This window comes from Undibacterium sp. Tian12W (genome assembly GCF_049339405.1).
Lineage (GTDB): Bacteria > Pseudomonadota > Gammaproteobacteria > Burkholderiales > Burkholderiaceae_D > Undibacterium.
Genome location: NZ_JBMPPK010000003.1, coordinates 57,253 through 77,001 on the forward strand (window position 1 = coordinate 57,253; position 19,749 = coordinate 77,001).

Genomic DNA, 19,749 nt, shown 5'->3' on the forward strand with positions numbered 1-19,749 from the left:
TTATACCTGTCAGGCGTCGCAGACATTGCCGTCTGGTGTATGATTGCGGCGGCTTTATGTACAGACTATCTAGACCCTGGGACAATAATGGATTTTATGCAACTCCTCGACATTATTTTACATGTCGATAAAATGCTGGGCAGTTTCGTTACAAAGTATGGTGCACTGGTGTATGTCATTTTGTTCGCCATCGTATTTTGTGAAACGGCCTTTGTTGTTTTCCCTTTCTTGCCTGGGGATTCACTGCTGTTCATCGCCGGCGCGCTGTGCGCTGCGCCTGATTCGCCCATCAATGTCTGGGTGCTGATCGCCTTGCTGGTGATAGCGTCTATCACAGGTAACTCTATCAATTACTGGATAGGCAGCCTGATCGGCCACAAGGTCATGGAAAAAGATTTCCGCTGGATAGACCGCAGCGCCTTGATGAAAACGCATATGTTTTATGAAAAACATGGCGGCAAGACAGTGGTGCTGGCACGCTTTATCCCTCTGGTGCGTACCTTTGCCCCGTTTGTGGCAGGTTTTTCCGAGATGACGCACAAGACTTTCCAGCTCTACAATGTGCTGGGTGCCTTGCTGTGGGTGTTCAGTGTTGTGCTTGCGGGTTATTATTTCGGCAATATCCCTATTCTGCGTGACCATTTGAATACGGTCGTCCTGGTCGGCGTCGGTGCGGCGGTTGTACCTGTCGTGCTGGGTGGCCTGTGGAGACTCTTCAGGGGCAAGCGCAAACCTTCTTGAAAGCGGGTCTTTATCTTGAAGCCCAGGCAGACTTCATCCACGGTTATCTGGCTGCATGCCAGTGCACCAGTCAAACCTGACCTGGGTCAGACCTGTAACGGTTGTGGAGTGTGCTGTGCGGCTGAACCTTGCCCTGTGGCGCGGGTGTTCTTGTTGCAATTTCGCGGCAGTTGCCAGGCGCTGGAATGGCATGCCGATGTGCAGCAATACCGTTGTGGGATGTTAGTCCAGCCTGCGAGTTATGTGCGTTTTCTGCCTTATGCATGGCAAAGCTGGTTTGCCCGGCGAGTGAGGCGGTGGATAGCAGCGGGGACGGCTTGTGATTCGGATGCTAGTGTGGGGGAGTAGGTTTTGGATGGGGTTTGGAAAATTGCTTTTCCTTAATGGCGTTTGATAAGCGGCAATTGATTGTAATTTCGTAGGTTGAGTAAGTGGCGTAGGTTGGGCTACGACTTACCAGCCCAACACTCGGCGTTTAAATAACGTATACGTTTGTAAAGGCCCAGTGTTGGGCTGATACCCCGTAGCCCAACCTACGCTCCGTTTTGAGTTGGCATGTGAATACCGCCCCCCCACCTACCTAAATATCACCGGCAAAATACTCGCGCAAAACAGGGCTGCGGCGATATTGCACACGACCAGTTTGCGGGGCGCGCTTAAATCTGGCTTCAAATCATCTGTCCGCATTTTTTCTTCCAGGGCTTTGGCTATTTTTTCTGCGGTCTCTTCGCGGCTGCCTGAGCCTGCGGCAGGGTTACTTTCCAATACCCGGCCTATCACAGAAATAAAATCAAACTTTTGCAGCAGCGAGCTAAAGACCAGTTTGTTGACGGCGGATTGCTCGCCCATTTTATTGAGTTGTTCGCTGATTTTTTCATGGATGGCCGCACTGGTGCTGCCAGCACTATGGGCCTTGTCCAGCAATTGGGGGTAGCTGTCGGTCAGCTTGCCAACGACGAACTGGCTCAGGTCAGTACCATGGCGTTCCGCCAGAAAGTGCAGGGCAGCAGCAACACCCTGCTTTTTACCCACGAAGAAATACAGGATGGGTGCCAGCAAGGTTGTCACACAAAGCAATAATAATGGCAAGCCGCTGTGGCCCCTGCCAGCCCAGCTGGTAAACAACAATAATAAAACCATGTTCAAGAACACCCCGAAGGCTGTGTAACCGATGAGGCGGGAAGTGATCTTTACGCCAGCCAGGGCGCTTACATTCAAGATGGTTTTGATTGCCATAGGGGCGGATATTTCCTGTAAGAGGGCGATAATTGCACTCATTGGTTGGTCTATGGCGGTAAATCATAGCATACAGATAACAGCACTCTTGAAAAGCTGTGTCGTTAGCGCGTCATCAATAATAGACGCAGGGCCAGCAAGGACAGCACTGCCGCCAGTATGCGTGCCTGCAATTTGGCGACTTTGGCATGGCGCATCAGGGCCTGGCGTATCACATGGCCAAAACTGCTTAGCAGGGTATGAAAGACAGTGCTGATGATGGTCAGCGTTAGCCCTAATAGCACTAATTGCTGGGTGACCAAACCTGCCTGGGTATCGACAAATTGCGGCAAGAACACCATGAAAAATAACAAGGCCTTGGGGTTAAGCAGGCAGTTCAGGCAGGAGCGGGCAAATACCGTGCGCAGCGGCACGGTCTTATCCGCAGCTTGTGCTGCCGAAGCAGGATGACGCAAAGCCTTGTAAGCCATCCATAGCAAATACACCGCGCCCGCATACCGTATCAAGTCAAACGATGGTGGCCATGCGGTGATGATGGCTGTGATCCCGCAGGCAGTCAGCAGCGTCAGGATAATGTCTGCCGCAGCTATGCCCAGGGCGGCAGCAACCCCGCCACGCACACCATATTGCATGCCGCAAGTCATGACAAAGGCCATGTTCGGGCCCGGTGAACAAAGCAACAGCAGGACTGCAATGCTGAAGGTGGCGAGGGTACTCAAACTGATCATGACGGCGTCCTGGTGTTTGCTGAAAAGATGCAGGCAGTGTAGTCTTTTGACCTGATACAGTAAAAAAATTGTTCTAGATACTCTCTGGTTGTTATTTTATATCGCTTTCTTATGGCCCTGGCTCGTTACAAATCCATCGTTGATGATTATGCTACCCGCATACGCAGTGGCAAATTGCGCCCTGGCGCGCAGTTACCAACCCTGCGCAAACTCATGCAGGAACATGGCATTGCGCTGGCTACGGCCTCACGCGTTTATACCGAGCTGGAGACTCGTGGCCTGGTGGCTTGCGAGATGGGGCGTGGCACTTTTGTACGCGACACCAGCCTGCCGCGTGGCCTGGGGCTGGAGCAGCAGACCTTGCAATCTGGTGCGGTGGATTTGATTTTCAATTATCCCTGTCTGCCAGGTCAGGACGAAATGTTGCGCGAGGGCTTGCGTTCAATCGCCAGTTCCGGCGACCTCGATGCTTTATTGCATGCTGCACCCCAAGGTGGCCGTCCACATGAACGGCAGATCATTGCCCGGCATTTGCGCAACCGCGGCTTGCGCCTGCCTGCTGAACAGGTACTGATCGTCAACGGTGCACAACAGGCGCTGGCGGTGACGGTGCAGGCCTTGCTGGCACCGGGCGACATCCTGGTCATGGACGCGCTGACTTTCCCCGGCATGAAAACCCTCGCGCAATCAGCACGGCTGGATGTAGAAGCCTTGCCGCTGGCAGAAGGCAAACTGAACTTGCCAGCCCTGGCTGCATTGTGCAAACGGCGGCCAGTGCGTGCCGTGTATGTGATGCCCACTATGCATAATCCCATGGGCACGGTCATGACAGATGCAGAGCGCCAGCAACTCGCGCAACTGGCGCAAAAGCATCAATTCCTGATCATAGAGGACGGAGCTTATGCCTTCCTCGCAGAGCCTGCACCCAAGCCAGTGTTTACTTATGCGCCTGAACAGACGGTGTATATTTCCGGCCTGTCAAAAAGCGTGGCATCGGGTTTGCGCATAGGCATGCTGGCTGCGCCGCCAGCGTTGATACCTGCGCTGGAAACAGCGATACGTGTCACCTCAGGTAACACACCCTCTTTGATGATCGCCCTGGCTTGCCTGTGGATAGAAGCAGGTGTAGTCGATGAGCTGGAAATAAGAAAGCGTAAGGATGCCAGACAGCGTCAACGGCTGGCACGCACAATTTTGCAGAGCTGCGATGTGAGGTCGCATCCCTCATCTTATTATGCCTGGCTGAGTCTGGGCGAAGGTGTGCGGGCAGAGCAGATCACCGCAGAGCTGGCGAAACAAGGCGTCATGGTCAGTACCGCAGATGCTTTTTCTGCAGGAGCAAGTACACCACAAGCCTTGCGGCTGGCACTGGGTTCGATACCGCTTGATGCGCTGGCAAATGCGCTGCATAAAGTGCAAAAACTATGCAGCTATTAAATGCCCATACAGCATATCAGGCACATCGAGCACATCAAGTCATGCGGTTTTTGGCCAGCGGCGGGTTCTTGGAAAAATATTTCTTGATACCCTTCATGACCGCATCTGCCAGTTGATCCTGATAGGCGTTGTCGGTCAGCTTGGCTTCTTCTTCCGGGTTGGAGATGAAGGCGGTTTCTATCAAGATGCTGGGAATGTCGGGTGCTTTTAATACTGCAAAGCCAGCCTGTTCAACCGAACCCTTGTGCAGCCTGTTGATGCCGCTGATTTCACTAAGCACGACCTTGCCCAGCTTGAGGCTGTCATTGATTTGTGCCGTGGTCGATAAATCCAGTAAAACGCTGGCCAACTGCTTGTCATGGGTCTTGATATTGACGCCACCAATCAGATCAGCTGCATTTTCTTTATCTGCGAGCCAGCGGGCGGCAGTTGAGCTCGCCCCTTTTTCTGACAAGATAAATACCGATGAACCACGTGCGCTGGAATTGACAAAAGCATCTGCATGCACGGACATGAAGAGGTCTGCCTGCACGGCGCGGGCTTTTTGTACCCTGACGTTCAGCGGCACAAAATAATCAGAGTCACGGGTCAGCATGACGCGCATATTTGGATGTTGCTCTATCTTGGCCTTGAGGCGCTTGGCAATCGCCAGCACCACGTCTTTTTCACGGCTGCCGCCACGACCTATGGCACCCGGGTCTTCACCGCCATGGCCAGGGTCGATGGCGATGGTGATCATGCGTGTCAGTTGTACCGGTTTTTCCTGTTTTTCTATGGCAGGTGCACCAGGCTTGATTTCTGGCAGAGCATCCAGCTTGACTTCAGGCTTGGGTTCAACTTTTGGCTCGCTCTTGCCTGCCAATATATCTGCCGGGTTGGCGGTCGCCACCGGCGCCTGGGTGATGGCACCTGGTTCCTTGTTCCATTCACCTTTTTCTATCAAAGCAGCCAAAGGGTCAGTGGGGTTGGACGGGTAAAGGTCGAATACCAGCCTGTGCTTGTAATTGCCTACCGGTGGCAGTGTAAATACCTGCGGGCTGACTTCTTCTTTGAGATCGAATACCAGGCGCACGACGTTGGGGCGGTTCTGGCCCACGCGTACCTGCTTGATGTAGGGATCATTCGACTTGATCTTGGCGACCAGTTCCTTGAGCTTGGCATTCAGTTCCAGGCCTTCGATATCGACAAACAGGCGATACGGGTCTTTCAGCACAAAATGATTGGTTTTGAGTTCGCTGTCATTTTCCAGCGTGACGCGGGTATAGTCTTCTGCCGGCCAGACGCGCACGGCCAATATCTGTGCCGCCCTGGCAGCAGGTGCCAGGACAGAGAGCAGCAGGGTACCGCCTGCCTTGAGCAGGACGCGGCGTTTTTTGGAGCGCGCTATATCAGTACCATTGGCAGTACCTGGCGTACTTTCAGGCTTTTCAGCGTTTAAAGATTCGGGGCGAACTTGAGTGATGCGAGACATGCGATACCTTTAGCAGACAACGCGTGCAATTCTACCTCACGACCGTCACCGGCGACGCGCAAAAATACATTCAAATCGGGTTCTGGCAGTACTCCATCGGCTTTTTCTGGCCATTCTACGACGCAGATATTGCTGTCATTAAACTCTTCCCTGAAGCCTGCCTCGGCAAATTCATCTGCACTGATCATGCGATACAGGTCAAAATGCATGATGGTGACAGCCTGGCCATTGATGCTGACCTGGTAAGGTTCGGCCAGGGTATAGGTAGGGCTTTTGACGTTGCCGCTATGGCCAGCGGCATGGATCATGGCACGGGTCAGGGCGGTCTTGCCTGCACCCAGGTCGCCATGCAAAAAAATACTCATGCCCGGCGTCAGCGCATGCGCCAGGCATTTACCGAGTGCCTGGGTTGCTGCTTCATCGGCGAGTGTGGTCTTATAATGTGACATTTCCTGCAAAGTTCCTATTCATGAATCTGCCTAACATAGCACAACACCCTCAATCTGTGTACTACAGAGGGGCGGGCGCGTGAGTCTGGATAGCACCGCCCTGGCCGACCTGGCGGGGCAAATACGCCTGTGGGGCAAGGAACTGGGCTTTGCCGAGCTGCGCATAGGTGACGTCGATCTGTCGCATATAGAAGGCAGCTTCCAGGTCTGGCTGGATGCCGGTTATCACGGTGAAATGGCGTATATGGCCAGCCATGGTACTAAACGTACCCGTCCCGCAGAGCTGGTACCAGGCACGGTCAGGGTGATTTCTGCTCGCATGAACTATTTGCCCAAGACTGAAAGCTGGCGGGCTGAAGAGCAGGGGCAGGCCGCTGACAAGGCCGTGATCTCCCTGTATGCACGTGGCCGCGACTACCATAAAGTCTTACGCACCCGCCTGCAACAACTGGCTGAACGCATAGAAAAAGCCATAGGCCCGTTCGGCTATCGGGTCTTTACCGATTCTGCCCCCGTCATGGAAGTGGCGCTGGCAGCCAAGGCTGGTCTGGGCTGGCGCGGAAAACATAGTCTGCTACTCAGTCGCGAGGCGGGTTCGATGTTCTTTCTCGGTGAAATTCTGATCGACATCCCTTTGCCTGTTGACGAGCCAGTCGGCCAGCACTGCGGCCAGTGCAGCGCCTGCATGGATATCTGTCCGACCAAGGCCATCGTTGCGCCTTACACCGTCGATGCGCGCTTATGCGTGTCTTACCTGACCATAGAGCTGCACGGCAGCATACCGGTGGAATTGCGCCCTCTGATAGGTAATCGGGTATATGGCTGTGATGATTGCCAGTTGGTCTGCCCCTGGAATAAATTTGCCCAGGCTGCGGCTGTTGACGATTTTTCTGTCCGCAATGGTCTCGACAATGCCCGCATGGTGCATTTGTTTGCCTGGACTGAAGAACAATTCCTGCGCATGCTGGAGGGGAGCCCTATACGACGCATAGGGCATGAGCGCTGGTTGCGGAATATTGCGGTTGGCTTGGGGAATGCGGCGGTCAGCATGCGGGGAGATGCTGAAATCGTGGCGGCTTTACAGGCGCGCTTGCTACATCCTTCTGAGATGGTGAGGGAGCATGTGGTTTGGGCTTTGGGGAGGCATGGGGTGGAGGCGGTTTAGTTTGTCGAATTCCGTGAGTTCATCGAAAGCCGATTGATAAGCCGTATCCTTCATTTCGTCGCTCCTGCGCAGGCAGGAGCCTAGTGGCGTTCGTTGTTTTGCCGTACTTTGATTAAAGCGATTGCCCTTCGTGGATACAAGCCGGGTCTCGGCCCGGCAGCCGAAATACTTTCTTTGCGTCGCCAAAGTAAGTATTCAAAGAAAGGCGACCCGGGCGTCGTCGCCCCCTGAAGGGGGTACCCGTTTGTGCATTTCAAAAAATGGGAAGGCCCGAAACTCGCCTGCGGCTCAAACAGCGGTCCTTCTTTATCCATTTTCTGTAATGCACAAACGGCGTCGACACATGGGAACTGCAAAAGTCAAAAACAACTGCAACGTCAAATTCAAAAGCAACATCAAACCCAAAGTCAAACCCCACAGCAACAGCAACAGCAAACGCAACGCGACCTGTGCGCAGGTACGTCACCAATTTGTTGCATCCTCACCCTAAGTGGCATAGCTAACTGTTTTCTGAGACAATCAGCCCTTATCATCCCGGTAAGGTTTAGGCGTTGGCATTTGTCATACCAAAGTCTGCCCGGGCAGCAGGTGTTCCTTAAATATATCCACAGACAGCTTATCATGCTCCAAAAACGCATTCATGCAGCTGTATGTTCAGCGCTGCTTTTATTGTTGTGTCCTGTCAGTGCCCTGGCGCTTGACGGGGATGGTGAATTGCCTGGGCTTTCGCTGGAGCAATTGAGCGAAGTCGTCATCACGTCTTTGTCGCGCCAGGAAGAGAAGCTGGGTAATGCGGCAGCTTCCATCTATATCATTAATGCGGCTGACATTGCCCGCAGCGGTGCGCGTAGCTTGCCAGAGGCTTTGCGGCTGGCGCCAAATTTGCAGGTGTCGCGGGTGGATGCGCGCAATTATGCGATTACGGCGCGTGGCTTTAACAGTGCGTTTGAAAACAAGCTGCTGGTGCTGATCGATGGGCGCAGTATTTATTCACCGCTGTTTTCGGGCGTTTTCTGGGATGCCCAGGATGTGCTGATGGCGGATATTGAGCGCATAGAGGTCATCAGTGGCCCCGGTGCGACTATCTATGGCGCGAATGCGGTGAATGGTGTCATCAGCATCATTACCAAGTCTGCCAAAGATACCCAGGATGGTGTCATCGGCTTTGTCGGTGGCAGCAAAGACCGGGTTGGTGGTTTTCGCTATGGTGGGGAACTGTTCAGCAATGGTCATTACCGGGTCTATGCCAAGGCCACTGAGGTGAATGATACTTATACTGCGACGGGCGAGAATACCCATACAGGTTTTCGTCGCTTGCAAGCGGGTTTCCGGTCTGACTGGCTGATCCGCAATTATGGCGTGGCGCTGTCTGGAGATGCCTATTCTGGTGAACTGGGGCAGACGGGCACAGCAAATATCCGCATCAGTGGTGCCAATCTGACAGGCGCGCTCAATAGCAAACTGGGCGATGGTTCTGACTTGCATCTGGGCTTGATATTTGACCATACCGAACGTAATCAGCCGAATGCCTTTGCCGAGCGTTTGGGCACGGTAGATTTGCAGATGCAACATAATCTGCATTTTGGTGATGATCACCGTTTTTCCTGGGGTGGTGGTTATCGCTATTCAAGTGACCGTGTCACTAATGGCCCGGCTTTTGGTTTTTTGCCTGGTGACCTGAGCATGCATTGGGCCAATTTGTTTGCCCAGGATGAAATTGCCATCAACAAGCAATTCAAGCTTACCCTGGGGCTGAAGGCTGAGCATAATAATTATACTGGTTGGGAGCAATTACCGAATATGCGTCTGGCCTGGATGCCAGAGCAGTCGAAACTGATATGGACCAGCCTGTCGCGCACGGTGCGCGCACCTTCGCGTATAGACCGTGACTTTTATTCGCCAACCAATCCACAAGTGGTAAATGGCATTCCCCAGTTTGGTATCGCTGGCGGGCCCAATTTCCAGTCTGAAGTGGCAAAGGTTCTTGAAATCGGTTACCGCTCACAACTTGATAATGGCTTTTCTTATTCCCTGACAGCGTATGCCAGCCACTACGATAATTTACGTACGCTGGAGCCTCAGGCTAGCGGCGGTGCCTTATTCCAGAACATGGGGGAGGGCCGCACCAAAGGGCTGGAAGCATGGTGGCGCTGGCAACCAGTCGGTAAATGGCGACTCTCAGGCGGCCTGGTCGTGCAAAGTGTCACGACGCAATTGCGTGCAGGCAGCAAAGATTCCAGCGGCACCAGCGGGCTGGCAAACAATGATCCCGGCCGTCACTGGACCTTGCGTTCATCTTCTGATCTGTCGGGAAATCAGCAGCTCGATATATCCTTGCGCTATAACTCGGATCTGACAAATCCTGCTGTGCCAGCTTATTACGAAATGGATGCGCAATGGTCATGGCGTGTGCGGCCAGATATTGATGTTGCTCTTATAGGACAAAATCTTTTGCATGCATCTCACCCCGAGTTTGGTGGCATTGCGGGCAGAAGTGTATTTGAGCGTAGCGTGCTGTTAAAAATTGCCAAACGGTTTTAGTCAGCCCATATGACTGACATTCATTTTCAACATACCGATTCAGGTCAGGCTCCGGTTCCTGCCGGTCAGGGCTACCACGCCCTGCTGACGCCATTATTCTGGCGTTTGCTGGCATGTTTGTTATTGTCTTTTCTGGTGATATGTACTGCGTGGTCAGTCAGGGCAGAAGTACCGCAGGAACGCAATATCAAGGCAGCTTTTATTGCAAAATTCATCGGCTATATTGACTTTCCGGTAGCAGAAGCTGGCAGTGCTGAAACGCCCCTGGTCATAGGTGTGCTGGGTGCCGACGATGTGGCGGCTGACCTGACACGACAGGTCACTGGCCGCAGCATCAATGGCCGCACCGTGACAGTTAAAACCATCACGCCTCGTGAGAAACTGGACGGCCTGCACATGTTGTTCATTGGTATCGCAGAATCTGATTCAGCTGAAAAACCTTTGCGGAATGCCGCTGCCCTGGGCATTTTGTCAATTACAGAATTTGACAGTGGCATGCGGCTTGGCAGCGTGATCAATTTTCGCATGGTCGATGACAGAGTACGTTTTGAAGTCTCTTTGCCCGCAGCTGAAAAAGCGGGCCTGAAACTCAGTTCACGTTTGCTGTCGGTTGCTTACCTTGTACAAAAAGCGGCACCATGAAAACAGCGATAGAAACCAAGAGCGTCAGGGGCAAGCTGATATTGATGGCGATGATCACCACCATGGTGGCAGTGCTGGTGGCTTCTGCTGCGATGCTGATTTATGACCTGATTTCTTTCCAGCGCTCATGGATCAATGATCTTTCTACCCAGGCAGAAATTGTTGGCAAGGCCGTGGCACCGGCGCTGAGCTTTAATGACAGTGCTGCCGCTGAACACAATCTGGGCATGTTGAGTGCCAGGCCGCAAATTCTGGTGGGGGCGATCTACGATGCCAATGGCAAGCGATTTGCCGGCTACATGCAGGCAGACCTGGGTTCGCCCGCCTACCCTGACACACCGGGTGCGCCGGGTTATACGATAGACGGCAGTGAATTGCATGTCTATTACCGGGTGATTGAAAACGGTGAATTTCTTGGCACAGTTTATATCCGTGAAATTTATCCCTTGTTTGAGCGTATCAAGAGTTACAGCATGATCCTGGTTTCGGTCATGCTGATCAGCCTGCTGCTGGCCGGCATCGTCGCTTCGCGTTTGCAGGTGGCGATTACCAGGCCTTTGGGCGCGATTACTGATGTTGCGCGGCAAGTCATGTATCACCGTGATTTTTCTTTGCGTGTGGAACGCCGCGATGGCGGTGAAATCGGTACCCTGGTTGGCGCATTCAATGACATGCTGATCGAACTTGGCCGCCGTTCCGATGCACTGGAAGCGACCAATGCCCGCCTGGAACAGGAAGTGCGCATACGCGAATCGGCAGAAGAAGCCCTGTTGCAGGCCGACCGTCGCAAGGATGAATTTCTAGCGACACTGGCGCATGAATTACGTAATCCGCTGGCACCGATACGCACTGGCCTCGACATCTTGCGGATGAAGGAAGGCGACAAGGCCGCATCAGCCAAAGCACGCGATATCATGGAAAGACAACTGGTGCAGATGGTGCGCCTGGTCGATGATCTCATGGATGTCTCACGCATCAATACTGGCAAGCTGGCGATACAGGTGGCACCCGTGCCGCTGCATGTCATCATCAATAATGCGGTTGAGATTGCGCGACCGCTGATCGATAAATTTGCCCATCAGTTTGAGGTGCAGTTACCTGTGCAGACAGTGATGATCGCGGGTGATGTGACGCGGCTGGCGCAAATCGTTTCCAACCTCCTCAACAATGCCGTCAAATATACGCCGCAAGGCGGGCAGATCAGGCTGACCGCTGCGCTGGATGGCAAGAATGTTGAGATACGCATCAAGGACAACGGCATAGGTATCGCATTGCACATGCAGGAAAGTATTTTCGACATGTTCAGCCAGGCTGATTCGTCGATAGAACGTTCGAACGCAGGGCTGGGAGTAGGCTTGTCACTGGCGCGCCGCCTGGCAGAATTACATGGTGGCAGTATTATTGCCCGTAGTGCCGGGATGGGGGAAGGTAGTGAATTTATCTTGCGCCTGCCAGCGCTGGTCAATCTGCTTGCGGATGAGCAGCAGATCGCAGACAGGCAGGCAGCCGATGCAAAATACCGGATTTTCCTGGTGGATGACAATGTGGATTTCGTCAAGGGATTTGGCGAGTTGCTGGAGTTGATAGGCCATACCACCCTGATCAGTCATGATGGGGCAGAAGCGCTGAGTATGGCGGCGGCTTTCCGCCCGGATTTTGCTTTTCTTGATATCGGCCTGCCTCACCTGAATGGTTATGATCTGGTGCGAGGCTTGCGCCTTATGCCTGAACTGAAAAACACGGTGATGGTAGCAATCACAGGATGGGGCCAGGAAAAAGACCGGCAACTGGCACTGGATGCCGGTTTTGATGCACACTTGGTCAAGCCGGTCAGTTTTGATCAGATCAATGCGATATTGTCCGACCCTGCGCATCAGCGTGGCAGCGGCGGCATTGCTGCTCCACAGGAGTAAGCCAGACTTGCAGTTACCGCGTCAACGCACCAAACTCAACCACACCGGCAAAGTCAGCACAGACAACACCGTGCTGGCAGAAATCAGAAATGCCACAAACGGCCCGTTACCACCCATGCGTGCCGCCAGTACATAGGCACTGGATGCCGTAGGCAGTGCGCAGAAGACGACAGCGATTTGCAATTGCAGCGGCGGCAGTTCCAGCCAGCGGCCAAGGAACAGAGCGATCAGGGGAAGGGCCAGCAGCTTCACCGATAAAAAGTAGGTAGCGATGCCCTTGGCTTCGCGCAAGCCGGACAGGCGCATGCCAGCGCCAACGGCCAGCAAGCCCAATGCAATCGATGCATTGCCTAGCCGCGACAGCGTGGCGGCGATACCTTCAGGCATGGGTATCTCCAGCACGCTGAATAAGACACCGCTGGCGGTACCGACGACCAGCGGATTACTGGCGATTTCTTTCATGAGTCTGCCGCTATTGTGGGCCAGTGCATATACCGCGCCCATATTACAGAGCGGTACCAGAAAGCCGATTAGCAAGGCCATCAGTGCTGTACCTTCATCACCTGCGAGGCGTGAGGCAATCGCCAGCGCGATATAGGAATTGAAGCGAAATGCGGTTTGCACGCCCGATTCAAATATTCTGGGCGCTGTGGTAAACATGAACCTGGCCAGCCAGCCCAGCAGCATGCCACAGGCGGTAGTGATGACAGCGACCTGTAGCAAATGCCCCGTTGAATGAAAATCAAAACGTGTGCGCGAAGTGGTATAAAACAGAAGCGCCGGGAACATGATGAAATAAACGATCTTTTCCACCCCGGCCCAGAAATGTCCACCCCAGTGCGCATGACGTGCCAGCAGAAAACCGATCAGTATCAGGCTGAAGTCGGGGAAGAGCAGGGTGAAGATGGACATCGGTTTTACGTCAATTATTTACTTCAATTATTTACTTCAGCAAGCCCGCCAGTTCTACCGCAGTCTTGACCTGCATCTTGTCAAAGATATGGGCGCGGTGTACTTCCACCGTGCGCATGCTGATGCCCAACTGGTCGGCGATGACCTTGTTCATTTTGCCGAGCAGGATCAGGTCCAGTACTTCTTTTTCCCGGGCAGACAGACTGGCTAAGCGGTCATGGACCAATGCCGCAGAACCTGCCTGGCGCGAGATAGCCAGGGCTTCTTGCACCCTGTCCATGAGCTTGTTGTCATTGAAGGGTTTTTCAAAAAAATCAAAGGCACCGCGCTTCAGTGTATCTACCGCCATCGGTACGTCGCCATGGCCAGTCAGGAAGATCACGGGAAGGCGTTTGGTCAATTGCCGCGCTGCCAGCATTTCAAACAGGTTGATGCCGGTCAGGCCGGGCATGCGCACATCCAGCAGGATGCAGTCGCCCTGGCTGTCAAAGATCAGTGGTTTGTCGAGCGCGACCAGGAATTTTTCTGCACTCTCATAACTGTGTGCAGCGATCTGCCTGGACCTGGCCAGCCAGGATAAAGAGTCGCGTATGACCTCTTCATCGTCAATAATATGCAGCATGGTATCTCCCGTCTTTTGTGTGGCGCATTATGTATGTTTTGTTACCTTGATGCGCTCGGATAGTCTTGTATAGGTATAGCGAATTGGAAAATAGTACCACCGGCAGGGTTTTCATGATGTGAGAGCTTGCCGCCATGAAATTCTATGGCAGTGCGGCAAATGTTCAAACCCATGCCCATGCCGGCAGACTTGGTGGTAAAAAATGGTGAAAACAGTTTCTCGGCCACTTCTGCCGGTATGCCGTGGCCGCGGTCGGTCACGCTGACGATCACTTGCTGGCTGCCCTCATCCAGCGCCGCTTCTACCCGCAGTATGCGTTTTTCTGGTGCCGTGGTTTGCATGGCTTCGATGGCATTCCTGGTCAGGTTCAGCAAGACTTGCTCCAGCAAGACCCGGTCTGCCAGCACCAGTGGCAGTTTTGGCCTGACCTTCCATTGCAGGGCGACATGGCTGGCCTGCGCCTGCAGCTCCACCAACGGCATGGCACTTTGTATGAGGTCGGCAATTTGCAGGGGCTCGCGGGCAGCTTCGCGTTTTTTTACAAACTCGTGCACGCTGCGTATGATCTGGCCTGCACGCTGGGCCTGGGCATTGACTTTTTCGAGCGCACTCTGGAACAGGCTGCGGTCTATCATGCCTGCCTGCAAAAGGTTGACTGCACCTGTGGTGTAACTTGATATAGCTGCCAATGGCTGGTTCAGTTCATGCGCCAGCATCGAGGCAATTTCACCCATGGTCGCCAGCTTGGCACTGGTATGCAATTTCTCTTCCTGCTGACGGGTCAGTTCTTGCGCGCGCCTGAGCTCAGAGATATCGAGGATGGAACTCATCCAGCCAGCCTGTTTACCCTGTTCATCGATGAGGGCAGATTCATAGATCAGTACCGGGATGCGCTCACCGCTGGCATGCTGGTAGGTAGTCTCGAAACCTTCGGACGGCACGGTACCAGCCAGTAACTGGGTAAAGCGCTGCTGGTATTCTTCTATGGCTTCCGGGGCCCAGTAAGGCATGGGGGGCACCTTGCCGATGATTTCTTCTGCCGGGAAACCCACCATGCGGCAAAAAGCCGGATTCACATAAGTCAGGCGGCCTTCCATATCACGCGCACGCAGACCGGTGACCAGGGAGTTTTCCATGGCGGCGCGGAAGGTGACCTGCTTGCGTAGCGCCCCCTCTGCGGCCAGCCTGCGGTTGATATCACGCCACAGGGCCAGCAGGCTCCAGATCAGGCCTATCGACAGCAGGATGACCGACAATACCAGCAAGTTCGACAAGAGCTTGGGTTCGGTCTTGATGCTATTGGTGCGCAAGACCAGGGTCAGGCTGGGTAATTCCCAGGCGCGGCTGTGGGTATACACGTTTTTGCCGCTGCCACCGGCACTGCGCTCAGCCAGAATGCGGTCGTCAATATCGGTGACGGTGATCTGGTTATCCTGGGCAAACCACCAGGGCACCAGCTCTTCCAGGATGGCATTCATGCGGTAACTGATCATGATGCTGCCTACCCGGTGATCGTCTTTGATCAGAGGTATCTGGCAATGCATGAGATAGGCATTCTTGGCATTGATTTCCAAAACGGGTTTCATGCACACCGTTTCTTCGCTGACATCAAGTTCGCCAAATTCAAACTTGGGCAGGGGCACTCTGTCATTAGTTGCCGGTATGACTTCGCGGGTATCAACCAATAATTTATTGCTGGCGTCATACCAGGCGATACGCTGGATTTCACGGTTGTTCTTGAGTATGGTGCGAAAGCGCTCCAGCACGGCATCTTTTTGCAACTTGGCCGATTTGATCTCATTACCGACCTGGCGCAAGACTTCGTCATTGCGGTTGAGCTGGAATTGTATGGCCTGTTCCACCCATAGCGAGTCGGCAATCAGTTGTTCCTGACGCTCATTGGCCTCCATGCGCTGCGCCTGCCACGGTAACCAGATCAGCGTAGACAGGAATAACAGCAGCAGCAAAATAGGAATAATCCAGCGCCACTTTTGATTGGGCCAGGATTGGGAACGTTGGATGCTTTTCATAAAAAACGAGTTTATCGCAGCCTGATCATTGCTGACAGGGGTAATTTGTGCAAGCGCAAGCTTTTCAGCTCATGATACCCGGCAGGCTGTATCGACATTTGTAAAACAAAGGGCCAGAAATATGTCTATTTCTGGCCCTTCGCTTGCTTACCTAGCTTACATCATACCCATGGCCCGCGGCAGCCACAAGGAGAGGCCCGGCCAATACGTGACAATCACGAGGAAGACCAGCATCGTGCACAACCACGGCATGACGGCAACAGTCAGCTCGGTAATGCTCATTTTTGAAATGCCGCTGGCGACGTACAGGTTCAGGCCCACTGGTGGGTGGCAAAGGCCGACTTCCATGTTCGCATCGATCAGGATACCGAAATGGACGGAATCTATACCCAGGCGCATCGCAGCCGGATGCAGAATAGGTGCCATGACCAGGATGATGGACGATGGTTCCATGACATTACCAGCCAGCAGCAGCAGGATATTGGTAAAGAACAGGAAACCAGCACGGCCCAGTTCTTTGCCCAGTATCCAGTCAGCCATGAGCTGGGGAATATTCTCATGCGCCATCAGGAAGGAAAACAGCACGGCATTGGTGATGATGTACAACAGCATGGCTGACAGCGCGGCTGAATTGACCAGTACTTTTGGGGTGTTTGCTATCTTCATGTCCTTATAAACAAAGACAGAGATAAAGAAGGCATATACCGCACTCATGGCCGCTGCTTCTGTCGCAGTGAAGATGCCGCTATAGATACCGCCAATGATGATGACGACCAGCAGCAGACCCCAGATACTTTCGCGAAATGCCTTCCAGCGCTCGCCCCAGGTTGCCCGCTTCATGCGTGGGTAGCCATTTTTTCTGGCCAGGAACCAGGTCGTTGCACACAGCATGGCGGTCAGCAACATGCCTGGGAACAAACCTGCGACGAACAAGGCGCCAATCGAAGTATTGGTAGAAATCGCGTAAATCACTTTGGGAATTGATGGCAACATCAAAATACCCAGGGAACCCGCCGTAATGATGACGCCTGCGCCAAACTGCTTGGGATAGCCCTGCTTGACCATGGCTGGCAAGATGATGGAGCCAATCGCCACCACGGTTGCCACGCTGGAGCCGCATACCAGCGCAAACATGGCGCAGGAAATAATACCCGCCAGCGCCAGGCCACCATGCCAGTGACCGACCATGCTGGTAGCGAAATTGATCATGCGTTTGGCAACGCCACCATGCGTGAGGAAATTACCTGCCAGGATAAAGAAAGGGATCGCCATGATCTCAAACTTTTCTATCCCGGTGAACAGCTTCAGGGCAACGGCTTCTATCGGTACCTGGGTCAGCAGGTACATGAACATCAGCACCGTCAGACCCAAGGCAATCGAGACCGGGATGCCGGTCAGCATCAGCGCAATCAGTAAGGCAAAGACAATACCGATCTTGCCGACCATGCACATGGCACCAAGCGCCAGGACTATGCCACACAAGACTATCGTGGCACGCTGTTTAGACATCTGTTTGATGCCCAGTGTATCAATGGCGGCGCTCATTACACACCTCCTTTCGCGGCTGCTGTGGCTGTTGCTGGTGGCAATTGGATTTCATTTTCTTCATCACTCAAGCCCTCTACATGGGCATGATCATGTACTGGCAATTCACCAGTGCGATTGAAGACAAGTGCAACCTGGATAAAGCGGAAACACATTAAATAAGAACCCATCCAGACTGCGGAATAGACTATCCAGGTAGGCCATTCCAGATCAGGTGTAGTCGGACCTTCAGTGAGTTCGCCTACAGACAGGCCCAGAGTGTGGAAAATGGCATAGTGCATGCCGTTTTCCCAGACAAAGGTCAGGCCCAGTGTGCCAATGATGCCGGTAAAGATCATGCCGCATACCAATGCCGTATACACTGTGGCATTGCGCCATTCTGCTGGCAGGCGGGTCACCAGCACATCGACGCCTACGTGTACGCCTGCACGCACGCCATAGGCCGCACCAAACTTGGCCATCCAGACGAACATGATGATGCACAGTTCTTGTGCCCAACTGAAGTGCAGTGACAATAACCAGTCCTGCACGACAGGGATATTAAAACCGGTACCGTAGCGGTGAAGAACGGAAATGAAGATGATGAACGTTGCACCACCCATGAGGGCAGCGATAATCCACTCTTCCAGATGATCGAGAAATTTCATGACAGGATCCTATTGGAAAAATTAACGCGATGTTGAAAAGACAGGCAGTATGTTTTTATGCCTATGCCTTGCTAATATGCCTTGCCTATGTAGCTTGGTAATAAGATCTGATTGCGCGTCTTGGTGCTGATCAAGGACAGATACAATCTCGTAGCGCATTGTGACGCGCCAGGCTGCAGTCGTCACCAGCTACAAATTTGTATTCTGTATCGATGCCACAAGTCAGGACGACCAGTGGGCTTCAGCAAGCTAATGTGGATTTTTGATTCATAGAGTCCCCGTATTGTAAAAATTAATTTTTATTTTGTTTCTCATTCTCAGGTAGCACTGCAACTGCGGCAACTGTGGTTTTCCACATTGTGTTCATGAATAGATTGAGTGCAAGTATAGTAATCTTTTTGCTGAAATGGCTGGCTTAGTCGTATTTCTGTCTGTTAGTTGCCGGACTTGTGGTTTTCCACAGTTGGCAGATAATGCTGGCATTGCAATAATCTGTGCAAGAATAGATACAATCCATAAAAACGTCCGGAGACAAATATGAAACTGAAGTCAGTGCTGTTTTCCCTGTTGGCCGCATCCCTCGTGAGTGGTGCTGCATTTGCGCAAGCACCTATCGTTATCAAATTTAGTCATGTGGTTTCCAACGATACGCCTAAAGGCAAAGCTGCCGAGCGTTTCAAGGAACTGGCAGAAAAAGCCACCAAGGGTCGCGTTAAGGTAGAGATTTACGCTAACAGCACCCTGTACAAAGACAAGGAAGAACTGGAAGCCCTGCAATTAGGTGCAGTGCAGATGCTGGCACCTTCCCTTGCCAAATTTGGTCCGCTGGGCGTCAAAGAATTTGAAGTATTTGATCTGCCTTATATTTTCCCTTCCAAAGACGTCCTGTACGCCGTGACAGAAGGCGCAATTGGCAAAGACCTCATGAAGAAGCTGGAACCCAAGGGCATCATCGGCCTGGGCTTCTGGGACAATGGTTTCAAGGTCATGTCTGCCAACAAACCCATGCATTTGCCAGCCGACATGAAGGGGCAAAAGCTGCGCATACAATCATCTAAAGTACTGGATGCACAAATGCGCGCTTTGGGTGCGAATCCTCAGGTGCTGGCATTCTCTGAAGTTTATCAAGCCTTGCAAACCGGCGTAGTAGATGGCACCGAGAACCCGCCATCCAATCTGTATACGCAAAAAATGCATGAAGTGCAAAAGCATGTCACCGTAACCAATCACGGTTATCTTGGCTATGCTGTCATCGTCAATAAAAAATTCTGGGATGGTTTGCCAGCAGACATTCGTGCCCAGTTGGATGAAGCGATGAAATCGGCCACCAAGTATGCCAATGCGATTGCCCAGCAAGAAAATGACAATGCGCTGGAAGCGGTCAAAAAATCTGGCAAGACAACAGTCTACGTACTGACTGACAAAGAAAAAGCAGAATGGCGCAAAGCGCTGTTGCCAGTGCAAAAAGAAATGGAAGGACGCATAGGTAAAGACCTGATTGCCAATGTCAATAAAGAAGGCGCTAAGTTGGGCTTTAAGTAAATAGCTAATTGGGTAATCAAGTAGTTACCTGGACTTCTGAAATCTGTCAAAAACCACTATGACACGGTCATGGTGGTTTTTTTATTTGCATGTGCGTACCGTGCAGCAATTTCTAAATCGACAAGTTC

Annotated in this window: 17 protein-coding genes; 7 read left to right on the top strand and 10 right to left on the bottom strand. The window is 52.8% G+C overall.

What is annotated here, in order from left to right; all coding sequences use genetic code 11:
* The first annotated feature begins 87 nt into the window (after window positions 1-87).
* Window positions 88-741 carry a DedA family protein gene (locus ACO0LI_RS04390; RefSeq protein WP_423031147.1) on the top strand — a complete coding sequence of 218 codons (654 nt, stop codon included), beginning with the start codon at window positions 88-90 and terminating at the stop codon, window positions 739-741.
* Window positions 742-774: 33 nt separating this feature from the next.
* Here ACO0LI_RS04390 and ACO0LI_RS04395 read toward each other — a convergent pair whose 3' ends face one another.
* From ACO0LI_RS04395 to ACO0LI_RS04405, 3 genes are all read right to left on the bottom strand, one after another.
* Window positions 775-933, bottom strand: a complete 159-nt coding sequence (locus ACO0LI_RS04395) for a hypothetical protein (protein WP_422953599.1) — start codon at window positions 931-933, stop codon at window positions 775-777.
* Window positions 934-1,317: 384 nt separating this feature from the next.
* Window positions 1,318-1,977 carry a hypothetical protein gene (locus tag ACO0LI_RS04400; protein ID WP_422953598.1) on the bottom strand — a complete coding sequence of 220 codons (660 nt, stop codon included), beginning with the start codon at window positions 1,975-1,977 and terminating at the stop codon, window positions 1,318-1,320.
* 104 nt (window positions 1,978-2,081) lie between these two features.
* Window positions 2,082-2,705, bottom strand: a complete 624-nt coding sequence (locus ACO0LI_RS04405; protein WP_422953597.1) for a LysE family translocator — start codon at window positions 2,703-2,705, stop codon at window positions 2,082-2,084.
* 111 nt (window positions 2,706-2,816) lie between these two features.
* Here ACO0LI_RS04405 and ACO0LI_RS04410 point away from each other — a divergent pair, with 111 nt between their 5' ends.
* On the top strand, window positions 2,817-4,142 hold the full coding sequence (locus tag ACO0LI_RS04410; protein WP_423031149.1) for a PLP-dependent aminotransferase family protein: 1,326 nt from the start codon (window positions 2,817-2,819) through the stop codon (window positions 4,140-4,142).
* 34 nt (window positions 4,143-4,176) lie between these two features.
* On the opposite strand, the gene ACO0LI_RS04415 is transcribed toward ACO0LI_RS04410, so the two are convergent.
* Entirely contained in the window at window positions 4,177-5,613 is a 1,437-nt protein-coding gene (locus ACO0LI_RS04415) for an N-acetylmuramoyl-L-alanine amidase (RefSeq protein WP_423031151.1), read from the bottom strand.
* Entirely contained in the window at window positions 5,577-6,062 is a 486-nt protein-coding gene (gene tsaE, locus ACO0LI_RS04420) for a tRNA (adenosine(37)-N6)-threonylcarbamoyltransferase complex ATPase subunit type 1 TsaE (RefSeq protein WP_423031153.1), read from the bottom strand. Before tsaE ends, ACO0LI_RS04415 begins: the two co-directional genes overlap by 37 nt.
* A 79-nt stretch (window positions 6,063-6,141) precedes the next feature.
* Here tsaE and queG point away from each other — a divergent pair, with 79 nt between their 5' ends.
* The 4 genes from queG to ACO0LI_RS04440 all read left to right on the top strand — a co-directional run bounded on the left by queG (window position 6,142) and on the right by ACO0LI_RS04440 (window position 12,323).
* Entirely contained in the window at window positions 6,142-7,227 is a 1,086-nt protein-coding gene (gene queG, locus ACO0LI_RS04425; RefSeq protein WP_423031155.1) for a tRNA epoxyqueuosine(34) reductase QueG, read from the top strand.
* 621 nt (window positions 7,228-7,848) lie between these two features.
* A complete protein-coding gene (locus ACO0LI_RS04430; protein ID WP_423031157.1) occupies window positions 7,849-9,768 on the top strand; it encodes a TonB-dependent receptor plug domain-containing protein in 1,920 nt (639 codons plus the stop codon).
* Window positions 9,769-9,777: 9 nt separating this feature from the next.
* On the top strand, window positions 9,778-10,410 hold the full coding sequence (locus ACO0LI_RS04435) for a YfiR family protein (RefSeq protein WP_423031159.1): 633 nt from the start codon (window positions 9,778-9,780) through the stop codon (window positions 10,408-10,410).
* A complete protein-coding gene (locus ACO0LI_RS04440; RefSeq protein ID WP_423031161.1) occupies window positions 10,407-12,323 on the top strand; it encodes an ATP-binding protein in 1,917 nt (638 codons plus the stop codon). Before ACO0LI_RS04435 ends, ACO0LI_RS04440 begins: the two co-directional genes overlap by 4 nt.
* Before the next feature lie 21 nt (window positions 12,324-12,344).
* On the opposite strand, the gene ACO0LI_RS04445 is transcribed toward ACO0LI_RS04440, so the two are convergent.
* From ACO0LI_RS04445 to ACO0LI_RS04465, 5 genes are all read right to left on the bottom strand, one after another.
* Entirely contained in the window at window positions 12,345-13,235 is an 891-nt protein-coding gene (locus tag ACO0LI_RS04445; RefSeq protein WP_422953588.1) for an AEC family transporter, read from the bottom strand.
* A 31-nt stretch (window positions 13,236-13,266) separates the two neighbouring features.
* A complete protein-coding gene (locus ACO0LI_RS04450; protein WP_422953587.1) occupies window positions 13,267-13,857 on the bottom strand; it encodes a response regulator transcription factor in 591 nt (196 codons plus the stop codon).
* Between the two features lie 41 nt (window positions 13,858-13,898).
* Window positions 13,899-15,887 carry a sensor histidine kinase gene (locus ACO0LI_RS04455; protein WP_423031163.1) on the bottom strand — a complete coding sequence of 663 codons (1,989 nt, stop codon included), beginning with the start codon at window positions 15,885-15,887 and terminating at the stop codon, window positions 13,899-13,901.
* A 156-nt stretch (window positions 15,888-16,043) separates the two neighbouring features.
* Window positions 16,044-17,333, bottom strand: a complete 1,290-nt coding sequence (locus tag ACO0LI_RS04460; protein ID WP_422953642.1) for a TRAP transporter large permease — start codon at window positions 17,331-17,333, stop codon at window positions 16,044-16,046.
* Between the two features lie 98 nt (window positions 17,334-17,431).
* Window positions 17,432-18,079, bottom strand: coding sequence for a TRAP transporter small permease (locus ACO0LI_RS04465; protein WP_423031165.1), 648 nt, complete (start codon window positions 18,077-18,079; stop codon window positions 17,432-17,434).
* 537 nt (window positions 18,080-18,616) lie between these two features.
* Here ACO0LI_RS04465 and ACO0LI_RS04470 point away from each other — a divergent pair.
* Window positions 18,617-19,621: a TRAP transporter substrate-binding protein gene (locus ACO0LI_RS04470; RefSeq protein WP_423031167.1), complete on the top strand. Its 1,005-nt coding sequence runs from the start codon at window positions 18,617-18,619 to the stop codon at window positions 19,619-19,621.
* The last annotated feature ends 128 nt before the right edge of the window (window positions 19,622-19,749 follow it).

Bases quoted from the DNA above. Each gene is read 5' to 3' on its own strand.
- ACO0LI_RS04405 (WP_422953597.1), bottom strand. From the start codon at position 2,705: ATGATCAGTTTGAGTACCCTCGCCACCTTCAGCATTGCAGTCCTGCTG.
- ACO0LI_RS04465 (WP_423031165.1), bottom strand. From the start codon at position 18,079: ATGAAATTTCTCGATCATCTGGAAGAGTGGATTATCGCTGCCCTCATG.
- ACO0LI_RS04410 (WP_423031149.1), top strand. From the start codon at position 2,817: ATGGCCCTGGCTCGTTACAAATCCATCGTTGATGATTATGCTACCCGC.
- ACO0LI_RS04430 (WP_423031157.1), top strand. From the start codon at position 7,849: ATGCTCCAAAAACGCATTCATGCAGCTGTATGTTCAGCGCTGCTTTTA.
- ACO0LI_RS04455 (WP_423031163.1), bottom strand. From the start codon at position 15,887: ATGAAAAGCATCCAACGTTCCCAATCCTGGCCCAATCAAAAGTGGCGC.
- ACO0LI_RS04435 (WP_423031159.1), top strand. From the start codon at position 9,778: ATGACTGACATTCATTTTCAACATACCGATTCAGGTCAGGCTCCGGTT.
- ACO0LI_RS04450 (WP_422953587.1), bottom strand. From the start codon at position 13,857: ATGCTGCATATTATTGACGATGAAGAGGTCATACGCGACTCTTTATCC.
- tsaE (WP_423031153.1), bottom strand. From the start codon at position 6,062: ATGTCACATTATAAGACCACACTCGCCGATGAAGCAGCAACCCAGGCA.
- ACO0LI_RS04440 (WP_423031161.1), top strand. From the start codon at position 10,407: ATGAAAACAGCGATAGAAACCAAGAGCGTCAGGGGCAAGCTGATATTG.
- ACO0LI_RS04445 (WP_422953588.1), bottom strand. From the start codon at position 13,235: ATGTCCATCTTCACCCTGCTCTTCCCCGACTTCAGCCTGATACTGATC.
- ACO0LI_RS04415 (WP_423031151.1), bottom strand. From the start codon at position 5,613: ATGTCTCGCATCACTCAAGTTCGCCCCGAATCTTTAAACGCTGAAAAG.
- ACO0LI_RS04400 (WP_422953598.1), bottom strand. From the start codon at position 1,977: ATGGCAATCAAAACCATCTTGAATGTAAGCGCCCTGGCTGGCGTAAAG.
- ACO0LI_RS04390 (WP_423031147.1), top strand. From the start codon at position 88: ATGGATTTTATGCAACTCCTCGACATTATTTTACATGTCGATAAAATG.
- ACO0LI_RS04395 (WP_422953599.1), bottom strand. From the start codon at position 933: ATGCCATTCCAGCGCCTGGCAACTGCCGCGAAATTGCAACAAGAACAC.
- ACO0LI_RS04470 (WP_423031167.1), top strand. From the start codon at position 18,617: ATGAAACTGAAGTCAGTGCTGTTTTCCCTGTTGGCCGCATCCCTCGTG.
- ACO0LI_RS04460 (WP_422953642.1), bottom strand. From the start codon at position 17,333: ATGGTCGGCAAGATCGGTATTGTCTTTGCCTTACTGATTGCGCTGATG.